Genomic DNA, 14,998 nt, shown 5'->3' on the forward strand with positions numbered 1-14,998 from the left:
GGAACACGGCTCCGGGAGACGCGGGACACACCGATCGCGCCGCCGGGGCGGTGTGGGCCGTCAGGCGTGACGGCGGCGGACCACGTTCACGTCGTCCGTGACCCGGGGCGGCCCGGGGATGTCCGACCGGCTCAGCCACCCGTTCTCCGCACGGTGGGCGAGACCTCGGCCACGTCGACGACGCGTTCGAGGCGGGCGAGGGTCTCGGTCCGGTGGGACGCCATGAAGACGGTGCCGTCGAACCCGGCGATGACGTCGGAGATCACCCGTTCGGTCGCCGGGTCGAGGCTGGCGGTGACCTCGTCCACGAGGAGGACACGCGGTCGGCGGGCGAGGGCGCGGGCAAGGCAGAGGCGTGCCCTCTGCCCGCCGGACAGCCGCACACCCGCCTCACCGAGTTCGTCGTCGAGACCGATCCAGGCGGCGGCTCCGACGCGTTCGAGCAGGGCCGCCAGGTCGCCGTCGGACCGCGGCCCGCCACCGCGCAGCAGGTTGTCGCGGACGGTGCCGTGGAAGAGCATCGCGTCCTGGTCGACCAGGGAGACGGCCTCCCGCAGCGCCGCGTCGTCGAGACCGGCGACGGGTACGCCCGTGCCGTCCGCCGTGACGAGTTCGACGGTGCCCGCCGAAGGGTCCCAGAGGCGTGCGGCGAGGGCTATGACGGTGCTCTTGCCCGAGCCGGAGGGGCCGACCAGCCCGACGTGCTCGCCGGGGGCGAGTTCGGTGGACCAGGACGTGAGCGTCGGCTGCCGGCCCTCGTAGGAGAAGGACACGCCCCGGAACCGGAGGCCGAGCGGCCCGGCGGGCAGCTGTCGTGGCGCTTCGGGGACGGCGACGACCGGGGAGCGGTTGATTCCGGCGGCGACGCGCCCGGCGGCGGAGACGAGCGGATGGAGCCGGGTGAGGGTGTCGGTGGCGTCGACGACCGCGGCGATCCCGGCCAGGGCCAGGGCGACCAGCGCGGGCAGCTCCGCGGGGGCCAGCCGTACCGGGGCGCCTTCTGGGAGCACGCCCGCGGCGGTGGCGCTGGTGGCGATGACACCGATGATCACGGCGGTGAGGATGAGTTCCCGGATGGCGGTGACCAGGTGCGAGAGCAGTTCGCGCCGTCGCGCGATCGCGGCGGCGCGCGCGGTGGCGGCACTGGTCTCGGCGACGATCCGGGAGGCGAGTCCGTAGGCGAGTACTTCGCGCAGGGCGCCCAGCGCGTCCACGATGCGCTCGGACAGGTCCGAGCGCTCACGCTGTTCCCGCTCGCCCAACCGCCGAGCCGCACGTGCCCAGTACAGTGCGCTGCTCGCCACGACGGCGGCGCCGAGGAGCATGACGAGTGCGGCTTCGGGCAGCAGGACGAACGCGGTGGCGAAGGAGGCGGCGAACAGGGTGAGCGAGGCGCCGAGCTGGGCGACCGTGTGGGCGTAGAAGAACTCGAGCTTTTCGATGTCGTCCATCGCGACGGCCGCCGCGCGTCCGGAGTGCTCGCGGCGACGGCCGGGAACGCTGCGCGCGTAGGCGTCGAACAGCGCCATCCTCAGCCGGGCCAGCACGCGGTAGGCCAGGGCGTGGGAGACGTCCATCTCCCGCCAGGTCAGGACCACGCGCAGCAGCACGAGCCCGAGGACCAGGGTCCACCACACGGGTCCGGGCGGTGTCCGCTCCACGACGGCGTGGCCGACCGCCCACGCCGTGAGGACGCTCAGACCGGCCAGGCCGAGCGCGCTCGCGGTGCCGAGCAGGTAGATCCAGAGCATCCCTCGCCGTTCGGGCCGCAGGACGGGCAACAGTTCGCGGAAGGCCCGGAACGCGGAGGAGGTGTTCACGAGGCGCTCCTGTACAGGTGTCCGGAGTCGAGGCTGAGCACGTCGCGGACCTCGGTGAGGGTCTCGGAGCGGTGGCTGATCATGATGACGACGCGGTCGCGGGCGACACGGTGCAGGGTCTGGATGACGTCCGCTGAACGGTCGGCGTCCAACGCGCTCGTCGGCTCGTCCACCAGGAGGACCGGGCGCCGTGCCAGCAGTGCGCGGGCCAGGGCGAGGCGTTGACGCTGTCCGCCCGACAGGCTGGTACCGGCTTCGGTGACCTCGGTGTCGAGTCCGCGCGGGAAGCGCTGGATCTCGTCGAGGATTCCGGCGTCGCGGCAGGCCGCCACGAGGTCGGCTTCCGCGGTGGCGCCGGTGACCGCGAGGTTGTCGCGGATGGTCCCGGCGAAGAGCACCGGCCGCTGGGAGACCACGGCGATGTCGGAGGCGCGGAGCGGCCGACCGTCGAGGTCGATGCTTCCCGCACGCGGAACGAGGAAACCGAGGAGGAGGTCGAAGAGGGTGGACTTCCCCGCCCCGGAGGCTCCGACGATCGCGGTGAGGGAGCCCCTCCTGGCCGTCAGGTCGAGGTCGTGGACGACGTCGACGGGGGCGTCAGGGTAGCGAAAGCTCAGGCCGGTCACACGCAGCGCGTCCGCCGGTCGGTCCTCGACCGTCTGGCCGTCCCCGGGGTCGGACACGGCGTGGGCGGGGGACGCGGTGCGGGCGGAGGCGGCGCCGCGCTGTTCGGTGAAGGCCCCGATCCTCTTGAGGCCGGGGATCGCGGTGAGGCCGAGGAACCCGGCGTGCCAGTGCCGCGAGAGGTCCCGGACGGGGCGGAACGCCTCGGAGGAGAGCAGGAGGATCAGGTAGACCTCGACGGCGGGGGTCTGCCCGGTGACCGCGTGGACGACGGCGACGGCGGCGGCGGCGACCGCTCCCCCCTGGACGGCCGCGTCGGTGACGGCCGTCTCCCCCAGGGAGCCGCGCATCACCCGCTCCGTGGCCCTGCGCAGCGCCTCGGAGCGGCGGTCGAGGCGCTCGCGGGTACCGGACACATCGCCGAGCGTGCGCAGGGTGGCCATGCCGCGCAGGGACTCGAGCAGGTCGGCGCTGAGCGCCTCGTAGCTGTCCCAGTGGTCGAGTCCGCGCCGGGCCATCATCCGTTTCCACGCCATGGGACCCGCCAGGGCGAGCACGACCCCGGCGGCCACGCACAGTCCCGCCCACGGTGAGAGCCAGAACAGGGCGGCCACGAGGATCGGGCAGGTGAGGAACAGTTGCACGACGGCGGGCACGTACTTGGAGACGTAGGAGTCGACACCGTCGACGCCGTCGCCGAGGCTGGCGCGCATCGAACCGTCCCGGGCCGCCGTGTCGTGCAGCCGCTCGGGCACGAGCACGGCCCGCATCGCGCGGCGGCGGACCGCCTGCCTGACCCGGCCGCCCAGACGTGCGGAGGCCGACGCCTGGGCCAGGGAGAGCACCAGGCGCGCCAGCGCGATCCCGAGGAGCAGCGACAGCGCGACGAGCACCTCCCGGGCCTGCCCGTGCAACACCGCCGACATCGACCAGGCGATCGCCGCGGCCTGCCCGGCGTAGGTGAGGAAGACGAGGACCAGAAGGGCCGCGCTCCGTGCCAGGAGCGCGGGAAACCGGGCCGCCTCCCGCCACAGCAGGGGGACGATCATCATGCGGCTGACTCCTCGATCTCGGCGACGATCCGGCAGTCCATAGGTCATTCCTTCTCAAGTCATGACGCATCGGTCACGTGCGCCGATTCGTGTTCGCGGGGGACGAACGAGGCGCACTTTACTTGAAAACGATTATCGTTTATATATAGCTTTGACCCATGGGCCCCCAGAACCTCCTCGTGGCCGACTGTCGTGCGGGCCGCACGTACACCGCCGATGCCACGGGATCCACCGGGCGGACACCGGCTCGTCGGTGATCGATCCCGAGGGGCACATCCCGGCTCCCTCTCCGCACGGGCGCACCGTCCGCGCGTCCGACGCGCCGGACGCGCGGACGGGAACGCCGCGCTGGGGCTGGTCGACACCGCCGCCGGATCAGCACAGACCGCTCCACCGACGACCTGAGAGAGCCCCCGCGACAGATGCCACAAGCAACCAACGGAAGACGCGTGTCGGCTTCCCTCCAACGCCTTCTGGCCAACGCGCGCCCCGGAGGGACGCCCCCCGGCGGCGCTCCGGCCCCGCCCGCCCCCGCGGCGAACACCCGGCGACGCGGCGTGCTCGCCGCCCGGACACTCGTTCCGGTCCTGGCTCTCGCGCTGCTGGCGGTGATGCTGGTGTCGACGAGCGTCGGCACGATCAACGTGCCCCCGGCGGACGCCCTGCGCATCGTCATCGGCCATCTGGTGCCCGGGATGCCGTGGATGTCCGACGGGTCGCTGACGACGGTGCAGGACAACGTCGTCTGGCAGTTCCGGCTGCCCCGCGCGCTCCTGGCCGCGACCGCCGGTGCCGCGCTCGCCCTGGCCGGCGCGCTGATGCAGGCCGTGGTCCACAACTCCCTGGCCGAGCCCTACATCCTCGGCGTCTCCGCCGGTGCCGGGGTCGGCGCGGTGTCGTTCATCGTCCTGGGCGTCGGCACCAGCTCCCTCGGCATCGGGAGCTCGGCCTTCCTCGGCGCGCTCCTGGCCACCGCGGCCGTCTACACCCTGGCCCGCAAGAACGGGCGCATCGCACCCCAGCGCCTCATCCTCGCGGGCGTGGCCCTCGGCTCCCTCTTCAGCGCCGTGACCAGCTACCTGACCATCACCACCGACGCCCAGAACGTCTTCGGCATCATGTTCTTCCTGCTGGGTTCGGTCTCCGCCGCCACGATGGGCCACCTCGCCCTGCCAGCGGCGGCGCTGCTCATCGTGACGCTCTACGCCGCGTTCCGCGCGCGGGCACTCAACGCCCTCCTCGTCGGCGACGACGCGGCCGCGTCCCTGGGCGTCAACGTCAACCGGCTGCGCAGCGCCACCCTCATCGCCGCGGCCCTGCTGACCGGATCGGTCGTCGCGGTCTCCGGAGGCATCGGCTTCGTCGGACTGGTCATCCCCCACATCGCGCGCATCATCGTCGGTTCCGACCACCGCAGGCTGCTCCCCGTCGCCCTGCTCGGCGGGGCGGTGTTCCTCGCCACCTGCGACTTCCTGGCCCGGACCCTGGCCGATCCCTCGGAGATCCCCCTGGGTGTGCTCACCGCGATGGTCGGAGCGCCGTTCTTCCTGTGGCTGCTGCGGCGCGACCGCGCCGAAAGCGTGGGGATGGGCCGATGAGAGTGGACATCGAGAACCTCGCCGCCCACCGCGGCGGGCGGCCCGTCGTCACCGACGTGAGCGTCTCGGTGCCCTCGGGCACCGTGCTCGGGCTGCTCGGACCCAACGGGAGCGGCAAGTCCACACTGCTGCGCGCCGTGTCGGGGCTCGCTCCCCCCTCGGCCGGACGCGTGCTCTTCGACGGCGCCGACATCGCCGCGCTGAACCGCAAGGAGCTGGCCCGCCAGGTGGCGGTGATGGCACAGGAGCACAGTGAGGAGTTCGAGATCCCCGTCCTCGACATGGTCCTGCTCGGGCGCATCCCGCACGGACGCGGGTACGGACGCGATTCCGACCACGACATCGCCCTCGCGCAGGAGGCCCTCACCCGCGTCGGCGCCGCGCACCTGGAGGCCCGCTCGTTCGCGGCCCTCTCCGGTGGCGAGCGCCAACGCGTGCTCTTCGCCCGCGCGCTCGCCCAGGACACACCCGTACTCGTCCTCGACGAGCCCACGAACCACCTCGACATCGCCCATCAGCTCGAACTCCTCGATCTGGTCAGGGCCACCGAGCGCACCGTGATGGTCGCCCTGCACGACCTGAACCTGGCCGCGCGCTCCTGCGACGCCATCGGCGTCCTGGCCGAGGGGCGCCTGCTCTCCCTCGGCGCCCCGGACGAGGTGCTTCACACCGACCTGGTCCGCTCGGTCTTCGGCGTCGAGTCCACGGCCGTCGCCCATCCGCGTTCCGGACGGCGGCACCTCCTCTTCGACGCCCGCAGCCCGCTGAAGCCGGACGACCACGGCGACACGGATCCATCCGCCCCCACCCAGGAAGAAATCACCACCCCATGACAGGCAACACCACCCGGGCCGGGTTCCGGCGCCGTTCCCTCACCCTCTCGACCGCGTGCGCCGCACTCGCCGTGGTACCACTGGTGCTGACCGCCTGCGGTACCGGCGTCACCAGCGACCCGGCGGCCACCGAGGCCTCCGGACCGACCGTGACGATCACGAACTGCGGACGGGAGCTGTCCTTCGACACCGTTCCCGGCAGCGTCGTCGGATTGATGCCCTCGCAGACCGAACTGCTCGTCCGCCTCGGTGTGCGGGACTCCCTCGTCGGCCAGGCCCAGACAGAGGTCTCGGCGCTGCCGGACGACATCGCCGACCAGGCCGCCGACATCCCGGTGGTCAGCGCGGACGCGCCGCCGACCCGCGAGGACCTCCTCGCTGTCGCCCCCGACTTCGTGGTCTCCCCCACCGAGTACGAGTTCACAGCCGAACAGGGCTTCGCCAGCATCGAGCAGCTCGACGAGAACGGCGCGCAGGCCTACGTCGCGACCGGTGGCTGCGCCGACCGCCGCAACACCGCGGAGGTCACCGACGTGCTGACGGACATCGCCGACCTCGGCGCCATCCTGCGCGTCCCCGACGCGGCCGAGGAGCTCGCACAGGACACCGAGGAGCGGCTGGCCGCCGTGGAGGCCGCGATCAGCGACTCTCCGCGATCCACCGTCGCGCAGGTCTACGTCGAGGGCAACTCGCTGTCGGCCATCGGCGCGGGCATCGAGGCGGACATCATCAAGGCCGCCGGCGGCGACAACGTCTTCGACCCCGAGGCACCCGAGTTCGCCGACTTCTTCGCCGCCCAGATCAACCCCGAGGAGATCATCAGCCGCGCACCCGAGGCCATGGTGTTCGGCGTGAGCGGACCCCAGCACGAAGAGCAGACCCGCGAGTACCTCCGCAGCACGTTCCCCGACGTCCCGGCTGTGGAGGACGACGTCCTCATCGCCGTTCCCGCGAGTGACCTCTACCCCGGCTCGCTGGGGAACATCGACGCCGTGGAGACGATCGCCCAGAAGCTCTACCCGGACGCGTTCTAGCGTCTCGTTCGACCCCGACCCGTGGCCTGGACACCGCTCCGGCCACGGGTCGGGGCGTTCCCCGGACACCGTCCTGAGGTGCCCCGAGGCCTGCGGAAAGAGGCGTGACGGGCGGCAGGGGTCCGGTGGGCCGCCCCGCACACCGGCCACCACGTACCCACGCGGATCCCGCTCCTGCCCTCGCGCTTCGGCCTCCTGCTGCCGATGCCGCTGACTGAGGTCAGGGCGGGGTGGGCCGCGGACGCGCCGACCGGTCCGGTGGCGTCGGGCCCGGTGGCCTCGGCGGCGCCCCCTCTCCCGTGTCGTTCGCGTCTGTCGCCCCGCCCTTCAGGGCTGTGACGGCGCCCTGGCCCCTTCCCCTGGCTCTGCGGAATCGACGTGCGTTCCGGGAGCGGGCGCGTCGGCCCGCCTTCTGCGTCGCACCAGTCGGCTCACCAGGCCGTGCCTGGGCGCCGTGAACCAGGTCAGCAGGAACATCCCGGTCAGGACCAGGACGATCATGCCGCCCGCGGCCAGGTTGAGGGCGTAGGACGCGTACAGACCGGCGAGGGAGCCGAGACCGCCCAGGGCCGGTGCCAGCAGCATCATCGTCCCCAACCGGTCGGTGAGCAGCCGCGCCGTCGCCGCGGGGGTGATCAGCAGCGCCAGCACCAGGATGTTGCCCACCGCCTGGAGGGACACGACGATCGCCAGGGTCACCATCACGTAGAGGAGCAGATCGAGGGCGAAGACGGGCAGGCCCATGGCCCTGGCGCTCTCCCGGTCCAGGCCGACCGTCACCAGCTCCTTGTGGACCAGCAGGGCGACCAGCAGCAGGCCGGCCCCGATGACCGCGATGTTGCGCACGTCGGCGTCGGCGATCCCGAGTATGGACCCGAACAGGAAGGACTCCAGCGATCCCCCGTAGCCGGGGGCGGTGCTCAGGATGACGATGCCGAGGCCGAAGGCGCCGGCGAAGAACACCCCGATGACGCTGTCCTCCTTCAGCCTCCGGTTCTGGGAGAACACCGCCACCAGGACCGCGGTCACCACACCCGCGACGGCGCCTCCCAGGACAAGGTTCGCCCCCAGGACGAAGGACACGGCGACACCGGGGAAGACCGCGTGGGCCACGGCGTCGCCGATGAAGGACATACCGCGCAGCACCACGTGGGAGCCGATCACCCCGCAGACGGCACCGGACATCAGGGCCACCAGGAAGGCCCGCAGCCAGAAGGAGTACTCCCAGGGGGACGTGAGGAACTCGATCAATTCTCCACCCCCAGCACGTGCAGGAGCCGGTCGGAGCCGGTGACCCCGAAGGCCCTGAGCCAGACAGCCGGATCGCGCAGTTCCTCGGCGCTTCCCTGGGCCACCACGGACCTGTTCAGCAGCACCAGCCGCCCGCAGGAACGGGCGGCCGCGGACAGGTCGTGCGTGGTCATGAGCAGTGCGGTCCCTTCCGCGGCCAACCGGGTGAACAGTCCGTCGAGGAGTTCCTGGGTGGGCACGTCCAAGCCCGTGTACGGCTCGTCCAGGAGCAGCAGCCGCGGTCGCAGGGCCAGCGCGCGGGCGACCAGGACGCGCTGGCGCTGTCCGCCGGAGAGCTCCCCCACCGGGCGGTCGCGCAGGTCCGTCATGTCCACCCGCTCCAGGGCCTCGGCCACGGCCGCGCGGTCGTCGCGCCGGGGAGGGCGCAGCCACCCGATGCGGTGCGTCCGCCCGGTCATGACCGCACCCGCCACCGAGACCGGGAAGTCCCAGGCGAACTCGTGGCGCTGGGGGACGTAGCCGATGGTCCCCCTGCTACCGGCCGCCGGAGCCCCGGAGATCCGTACCCGTCCTCCCGCCGGGGGCACCAGTCCCAGGACGACCCGGAGCAGGGTCGTCTTGCCCGCGCCGTTGGGGCCGATCAGGCCGACGGTCTCCCCGGCGGCGACGCTCATGGTCACCCCGGTCAGCACCCTGCGACCGGCCAGGTCGACGGCCACGTCCTCCACGTCGAGCACACCGGCGGTCATGACTCCCTCCCGTTCCGGGCACGACGGCCCAGGAGCAGTCCCAGCAGGACGGCCGACACGAGGAGCACGACCGCTCCCGCGCCGCCCGCGGCCCACACCCACCCGGGCAGGCCGCCGGTGCCGCCCTCGGCGACGCCGTCCGGGGCCTGGGCCGGCGCCCGCTGCGCCAGCAGGTCGAACGCGGCCTCGGGGTTCTCCTCGCCCGCGTGGACGGCCAGGAACCCGCGGTCCGCCACCTGTTCCCCGTCGAGCGTGGTGGCGCTCATCCCGACGTCCAGCAGGTAGGTGCCCGGGGCGGTGAAGGACCAGTTCCCGTGAGCGTGGGTACCCAGGTCCACGCCGGTCTCCTGCGGCAGTTCCCCGCCGCCGTCGAAGACGATCCGCGGATCCCCGAAGTCGGTGTTGAGGAACAGGGTGAAGTCCCCCGGCCCCTCCACACCGTGCAGGGTCCAGGTGACCTCGCGGTCGACCGAGGAGGCGACCTCCGGGTCCTGGGTGTTCCATCCGGGCCACAGCACGCCGTCCTGTTGGACCTGGGGCAGCATCCACACCTGGTCGCCCGGGGCGCCCAGGAAGGAGAAGCGTTCGTCGTCGGGGACGTCCACGGTGGCGGTGTCGGTGACCTGGAGGACCACGTCGGGCAGGTCCCGCCACACCGCCGGGGAGACGGTGTCGTCGCGGACCTGGAGCGTCCACTCCCCGTCCACGAAGCGCGGGCCGAGATCGACGTGGCCGTCAGCGATGACCGCCCGCCCCTGTGCCTGCGACTCGCCGGAGTGGACCGTGCCGCCCCCGTCCGTGTCCTGGGCGGCGGCCGCGGCCGGGGGCGACACCAGCAGCGCCACGCCGGCGAAGGCCGTGGCGGATCGAGCCCATGGGCCTGTGCGCATCTTTCCTCTTCCGTCTCTCACCGGGTTCAACCCAGGCACCTGAGCAGTTCGTCGGCGTTGTGGCGCATCATGCCGGTGTAGCTCCGCGTCTCCTCGTCGAAGGCGTCCCCGTAGAGCTTGCACACCCGCACCCCCTCGTCCTCGGCCACCTGGGTGAGCACCGAGGCCCGGCGGGCGAGGTTGGGTTCCATGAACACCGCGGGGACGTCGAGGTTGCCGATCGTCCGGGTGAGCGCGGCCACCTGTTGGGGGCTGGGCTCCTGCGCGGGATTGGGGACGACGAAACCGGCGACCGTCATCCCGTAGGCCTCGGCCAGGTAGCCGAACGCGTCATGCGTGGTGATGAGCTGGCGCCGGTCCTCGGGGATCTCCTCGATGGTCCGCGTGACGTAGGCGTCGAGTTCGGCCAGCTCCGCCAGGTAGGCGTCGGCGTTGGCGTGGTAGGTCTCCCCGTTGTCGGGGTCGGCCTCCACGAGGGTGTCGCGGATCAGCTGGACGTAGGCGGCGGTGTTGGAGACGTCCTGCCACAGGTGGGGGTCGATCTCCCCGTGGACGTGCTGGCCGAGCACCGCCTGGGGCAGTTGGTAGACCTCTTCCCCGGGCGCCCCCAGGAAGGAGAAGGCCGGGTCGTCGGGGACGGCCTCCACCGCCTTGTTGGGCACGTCGACGACGACCTCGTCCGCGGGGACGACCTCCTGGTCGGCGCCCACCTCCTCGTCGACGTAGGCGTACATCTGCCCGGTGTCCAGGTCCACGGTGAGGTCCGTGTGCCCCCTGTCCAGGACACGCAGGTCGTCACCCCCCTCGACGTCGCGCGGTTCCATCCCCACCGCGAGCCGGAAGGAGCCCTCCGCGACCGGGGTGAGGGCCTGCCCGTCCTCGACCTCCAGGAAGGCCTCCAGGTCCAGCGTGTACTCGCCCGGTTCGTCGAACGCCCAGTTGAGGTGGGTGTGGGCCGCGGGGGGCAGGGGCGCCGAATCGGTCTCGTCGAACCCGTCGGCGGAGTCGAAGTACACCACCGGGGTGCCCAGGGCCTCGGTGAGGTAGAGCCGCAGGTCTCCGGGCCCGTCCAGGCCGGTGGCCCTCAGGTGCACGGTCGAGGTCCGGGTCGCGCCCAGGTCCTCCCCGTCCCCGCGGACGCGCAGTCCCAACCAGATGACGTCCAGCCCCAGGTCCTCCACCAGGGGGATCACGTTGGCGCCGTAGGTCTCGGACACCTCGGCCAGGGAGACGTTGAGGGCGTCCCCGGGGATGTTGTTGTCGATGGCCTTGATCAGGGCCTGCTCCTCCAGGAGCAGGTGGTTGGTGAAGGCCACGTCCGCCTCGGTGACGCGTACCGCGTCGGCCGGAGTCGGCTCGTAGGAGTGGGGGTCCCCGCCGGGCGGGACCAGGGACGAGGCGTCGACCAGGTCCCCGCCGATCTGGGAGGCCAGGTCGGCGAGGATCTCCGTGGTGGTGACCACGGTCAGCCCTCCGTCGGTGCCGGAGGCCGCATCCGAACAGCCGGCCAGTGCTGTGGTCAGTGCCAGGGCTGCCGCGGCCGCCCTGGTGGCGCGCATGTGCTCTCTCATCGTCGTCGGGCTCCCTGTCACGCCGTCGGGGCGTCGGGACGCCGCCGTGTCCGGGTCGCCAGGACCGCGGTCCCGCCGAGAAGGGTGAGGAGCGCGGCCACGAGGACGAACGGAACCAGGTCGTCGCCGGTCCTGGGGAGCCGTCCCTCGGGGCCGCCGGAACCGCCGCCGCCTCCGGCGCCGGACCCGTCTCCGGACCCGGATCCACCACCGGAGCCACCGCTGCCACCGGAGCCACCGCCGTCTCCGCCGTTACCGCCGTTACCGCCGTCGTCTCCGGGACCACCGCCTCCGCCGGAACCGCCGCCGGAGACGACCGTCACCCTCAGGGTTCCGGTGTCGCTGACGCGTTCGCCCCCGGTCAGGGTCGCGCTCATCTCGAAGTCGAGCTCATAGCTTCCGGTCGCGGCGAAGGCCCAGTTCCCGTGCGCGTGCGTCCCCAGGGGGACCTCGAAGGAGTCGGCCCCCTCCGAGTCGTCGAACAGGACGTCGGGGCTGCCGAACGAGGAGGTGGAGAACAGGGCGAACCCGCCCGGTCCGCGAACTCCGTGCAGGGTCCAGGTGACCTGGCCGTCGACCTGCCCGGACGTGATCTCCTCGGTGTTCCACCCGGCCCAGACCACCCCCTGCCTCTGCACCTGGGGGATCATCCACACGTCGGCTCCGGCCTCGGTGAGGAAGTCGTAGGAGGAGCCGGAAGGCCATTCCTGCCGGGCGTCCGCGGTCACCTCCAGGACCGCGCTGTCGAGCGTTCGCCACGTGGTCGTGCCCGACCGGGTGCCGTCCTTGACCGACAGTTCCAGGTCCCCGTCGATGATCCGGCCCGCCACGTCGACGTGGCCGTCGTTCAGCGTGACGGTCTCTCCCCCGACCGCCGGTTCGTCGTCCGCGGCCATGGGGCGCACCAGCGCGTCCGACGCCTCGTCGGACGGGGAGGCCTCGTCGGCCTCCCGTGCGGGCTCGGGGGAACCGGGGGCCTCGGGCTGCTCCGGGAGCCTCGGGAGCGGGGCCCGGGGCGGCGCGGCTTCGGGGACGGGCGCCATCGCACCCGCGACCAGTCGGTGGGTCCGCTCGGTGGTGACCTCGCGGCCGTCGGACAGGGTGGCCGCGGCCTCGAAGGTGACGGTGTACTCCCCGGGCTCGCCGAAGCCCCATGCGGCCTCCGTCACCCGCCCTTCGGGCAGGGCCGCCGAGACCGGTTCGGTACCGTCACCGAGCAGGAGCGGCGCCAACCCCTCGGTGTACAGCCCCACCTCGCCGGGGCCTTCGACCTCGGTGAGGGTGATGCGGACGGAGTCGTCGAGCGAACCCCGGACCCCGGTGGTGTCCACACCGGAGGCGGCGGAGACCGCCTGCTCCGGATCGGTCTCGTGGGGGGACAGGCCGGAGAGCCACACGGTGCCGGCGCCCAGGGTCTCCGGGCTCACCGCGACGAGCGCCGTTCCCGGTTCGCGCTCGGGCCCGTGACCGGACAGTTCCAGCACCAGTTCGTCCTGGTCCAGGGCGAGGAGGAGGCCGGGGGGTTCTGGCACGTCGGGGGGCGCGAGGGACGCGGGCGCCTCAGGGGATGCCGTGTCCGCCGCGACGGTGCCGGGGAAGGCCGCGACGAGAGTCAGGGTCAGCGCCGTGGCTCCCGCGCGCACAAGAGCGAGGGGGTGCATGGATCAGTTCTCCTCGATGGGAGTCGCGGTACGTCGGCGCACCATGAGCAGGCTGCCGCCGACGAGGGTGGCCAGTACGCCCCCGATGACGAGGGGTGCCAGGAACGCACCGGTCTTGGCCAGGAGGTCGGGCTTGGTGGACCCGCCGCCCGCCGGGGGAACGCCTCCGCTCCCGTCCGTGGGCCGGGGCTCGGGTCCGGAGGGGTCGGTGGGGTCCGCGGTCGGGTCCGGGGTGCCGGTGCCGTCACGGTCGGGGACCTCACTCGGGTCGACGTCGCCGACGGCGATGACCAGGGTCGTCTCCCCCTCCAGCTCGCGGCCCTCCGACGTGGTGGCGGAGAAGGAGAGGTCGAGCCAGTAGTGGCCCTCGGCGGTGAACGCCCAGTTGCCGTGGGCGTGGACGCCCGCGGGGATCCCGGTCAGCGTGTCGGGGACCCCGTCGCCGGTGTGGAAGATCACCTGGGGGCTGCCGAAAGCGTCGTTCTGGAAGAGGGAGAAGGTGCCCGGTCCGTCATAGCCGGTGAGGGTCCAGTCCACGCCGGCGGTGTCGTCCAGCTGGTCTGCGCCGATGTCCTCGGTGCTCCATCCCGGCCACAGCAGGTCGGCCCGCTGGACCTGGGGAAGCATCCACAGGTCGTCGCCCGGCTCTCCGAGGAAGGAGAAGGCGTCGCCCTCGGGGACGCTTCCCCTCGACCCCGGTCTGGCGTGGAGGACGACCTCGTCGGCGTCGTAGTAGACCTTCTCACCGGCGGAGGGGTCGTCGTATCCGGCGTAGACCGTCAGATCGCCCTCGATGACCGGGCGGAGGTCGACGTGCCCTTCGGACAGCACCACGGGGTCGACCGGAGGCTCGGACGGTTCGGGCTCCCCTGTGGGACCGGGTGTGGGCTCCGGGTCCCCGGACGGATCGGGGGTCGGGTCCGGTCCCCCGGTGGGGTCGGGGGTCGGCTCGGGCTCCCCGGTGGGTCCGGGGGTCGGCTCGGGCTCCCCGGTCGGGTCCGGACCCGGGGTCGGTTCGGGGCCCTCGCCGGGGATCGTGGTCGGGTCGGAGTCCACGGCGACGACGAGCGTCTCCCCTGCCTCGACCGGACCGTCCGTGCTCTCCAGCGCGTAGCGCACGTCGAGGAAGTAGTAGCCGGGGTCGGTGAACACCCAGCTTCCGTGGGCGTGGGCGTACTGCGGCCGAACCTCCAGGGAACCCGCTCCCGTGACCGTGCTCAGCAACGGCTGGGGACTCCCGAAGGCGCCGGTCTGGAACAGGGAGAAGTCGGAGCCCTCCGGCCCCGCCACGCCCGTCAGCTCGAAGGTCATGTACTCGTCGGGCGCGAGGTAACCGGCGGGAAGGTGCTCGGTGCTCCACCCGGGCCACAACAGGTTCGCGGCCTGCTGCTGCGGCAGGACGTAGGCGCGTTCGCCCGGGGCCCCGGTGAAGTCGTAGGCGGGGGTGTCGGGGATGTCGACGGCGGCTTGGGAGGTGACGTGGAACACCACGTCATCGAGTTCCCGGAACTCGGACGGGGAGACGGTGTCGTCCTTGACCCGGATGGAGAAGGTCCCGTCGGTGACGGTCGCGGCCACGTCGACGTGACCACGGTCCAGGACGACCCGTTCCCCGCCGTCAGCGACGGCCGGGACCACGCCCAGGCCCGCGAGGGCGAGGGCCGCGGCGATCGCCCCCGGGGCGAGCCAGGGTCTGAGGCGGGTTCTCAACTTGTACTCCTCGGAGTGCGGCCCTGCCACGAGAAGCGCTGCGCGGTCTTTTCGGTGGAGCGCGCAGAAGTGGGGGGACGAGGGCCTCGATCGGGGGTCGGGGGTCAGGAGTGCACGAGGTGGACACGGATGACTCCGTAAGAGATTATGATAACCGTTTTCATTTTCGCAAGACGGGGCACCCAAGAAACGGTGCGCACCGGGC

11 protein-coding genes are annotated in these 14,998 nt (G+C 72.3%); 3 read left to right on the plus strand and 8 right to left on the minus strand.

Translation table 11 applies throughout. From position 1 onward, the window contains the following. Positions 1 to 131: 131 nt before the first annotated feature. Both HGB44_RS22510 and HGB44_RS22515 read right to left on the minus strand, forming a co-directional pair. Entirely contained in the window at positions 132 to 1,820 is a 1,689-nt protein-coding gene (locus HGB44_RS22510) for an ABC transporter ATP-binding protein (protein WP_061080509.1), read from the minus strand. Further along, positions 1,817 to 3,496, minus strand: coding sequence for an ABC transporter ATP-binding protein/permease (locus HGB44_RS22515; protein WP_061080510.1), 1,680 nt, complete (start codon positions 3,494 to 3,496; stop codon positions 1,817 to 1,819). Before HGB44_RS22515 ends, HGB44_RS22510 begins: the two co-directional genes overlap by 4 nt. A 449-nt stretch (positions 3,497 to 3,945) precedes the next feature. Here HGB44_RS22515 and HGB44_RS22520 point away from each other — a divergent pair, with 449 nt between their 5' ends. The 3 genes from HGB44_RS22520 to HGB44_RS22530 are packed head-to-tail and all read left to right on the plus strand — an operon-like array spanning position 3,946 to position 6,961. Continuing rightward, the gene (locus tag HGB44_RS22520; RefSeq protein WP_231972421.1) at positions 3,946 to 5,094 is read left to right on the plus strand and encodes a FecCD family ABC transporter permease; all 1,149 of its coding nucleotides are present in this window, start codon (positions 3,946 to 3,948) and stop codon (positions 5,092 to 5,094) included. Beyond that, the gene (locus HGB44_RS22525; protein ID WP_061080511.1) at positions 5,091 to 5,927 is read left to right on the plus strand and encodes an ABC transporter ATP-binding protein; all 837 of its coding nucleotides are present in this window, start codon (positions 5,091 to 5,093) and stop codon (positions 5,925 to 5,927) included. Before HGB44_RS22520 ends, HGB44_RS22525 begins: the two co-directional genes overlap by 4 nt. Then, positions 5,924 to 6,961 carry an ABC transporter substrate-binding protein gene (locus tag HGB44_RS22530; RefSeq protein WP_061080512.1) on the plus strand — a complete coding sequence of 346 codons (1,038 nt, stop codon included), beginning with the start codon at positions 5,924 to 5,926 and terminating at the stop codon, positions 6,959 to 6,961. Before HGB44_RS22525 ends, HGB44_RS22530 begins: the two co-directional genes overlap by 4 nt. A gap of 327 nt (positions 6,962 to 7,288) precedes the next feature. Here the strand turns inward: HGB44_RS22530 and HGB44_RS22535 are convergent, their stop codons facing one another. Genes HGB44_RS22535 through HGB44_RS22560 form a run of 6 tightly spaced genes read right to left on the minus strand, consistent with a single transcriptional unit; the run spans position 7,289 to position 14,793 of the window. Next, a complete protein-coding gene (locus tag HGB44_RS22535; RefSeq protein ID WP_061080513.1) occupies positions 7,289 to 8,212 on the minus strand; it encodes an anchored repeat-type ABC transporter permease subunit in 924 nt (307 codons plus the stop codon). Then, the gene (locus tag HGB44_RS22540) at positions 8,209 to 8,961 is read right to left on the minus strand and encodes an anchored repeat-type ABC transporter ATP-binding subunit (RefSeq protein ID WP_061080514.1); all 753 of its coding nucleotides are present in this window, start codon (positions 8,959 to 8,961) and stop codon (positions 8,209 to 8,211) included. Before HGB44_RS22540 ends, HGB44_RS22535 begins: the two co-directional genes overlap by 4 nt. Beyond that, positions 8,958 to 9,851 carry a TIGR03773 family transporter-associated surface protein gene (locus HGB44_RS22545; protein ID WP_061080515.1) on the minus strand — a complete coding sequence of 298 codons (894 nt, stop codon included), beginning with the start codon at positions 9,849 to 9,851 and terminating at the stop codon, positions 8,958 to 8,960. Before HGB44_RS22545 ends, HGB44_RS22540 begins: the two co-directional genes overlap by 4 nt. A 26-nt stretch (positions 9,852 to 9,877) precedes the next feature. Then, positions 9,878 to 11,422 (minus strand): anchored repeat ABC transporter, substrate-binding protein, encoded by a 1,545-nt coding sequence (locus tag HGB44_RS22550; protein WP_061080516.1) that lies wholly within the window; start codon positions 11,420 to 11,422, stop codon positions 9,878 to 9,880. Positions 11,423 to 11,439: 17 nt separating this feature from the next. After that, on the minus strand, positions 11,440 to 13,083 hold the full coding sequence (locus HGB44_RS22555; protein ID WP_168444110.1) for a choice-of-anchor M domain-containing protein: 1,644 nt from the start codon (positions 13,081 to 13,083) through the stop codon (positions 11,440 to 11,442). A 3-nt stretch (positions 13,084 to 13,086) separates the two neighbouring features. Next, complete coding sequence (locus HGB44_RS22560) at positions 13,087 to 14,793, minus strand: choice-of-anchor M domain-containing protein (protein ID WP_061080518.1); 1,707 nt, start codon at positions 14,791 to 14,793, stop codon at positions 13,087 to 13,089. Positions 14,794 to 14,998: the final 205 nt, after the last annotated feature.

It is taken from the genome of Nocardiopsis alborubida, assembly GCF_012396365.1.
Classification (GTDB): Bacteria; Actinomycetota; Actinomycetes; order Streptosporangiales; family Streptosporangiaceae; genus Nocardiopsis; species Nocardiopsis alborubida.

Bases quoted from the DNA above. Each gene is read 5' to 3' on its own strand.
- HGB44_RS22540 (WP_061080514.1), bottom strand. From the start codon at position 8,961: ATGACCGCCGGTGTGCTCGACGTGGAGGACGTGGCCGTCGACCTGGCC.
- HGB44_RS22515 (WP_061080510.1), bottom strand. From the start codon at position 3,496: ATGATGATCGTCCCCCTGCTGTGGCGGGAGGCGGCCCGGTTTCCCGCG.
- HGB44_RS22530 (WP_061080512.1), top strand. From the start codon at position 5,924: ATGACAGGCAACACCACCCGGGCCGGGTTCCGGCGCCGTTCCCTCACC.
- HGB44_RS22555 (WP_168444110.1), bottom strand. From the start codon at position 13,083: ATGCACCCCCTCGCTCTTGTGCGCGCGGGAGCCACGGCGCTGACCCTG.
- HGB44_RS22545 (WP_061080515.1), bottom strand. From the start codon at position 9,851: ATGCGCACAGGCCCATGGGCTCGATCCGCCACGGCCTTCGCCGGCGTG.
- HGB44_RS22550 (WP_061080516.1), bottom strand. From the start codon at position 11,422: ATGAGAGAGCACATGCGCGCCACCAGGGCGGCCGCGGCAGCCCTGGCA.
- HGB44_RS22525 (WP_061080511.1), top strand. From the start codon at position 5,091: ATGAGAGTGGACATCGAGAACCTCGCCGCCCACCGCGGCGGGCGGCCC.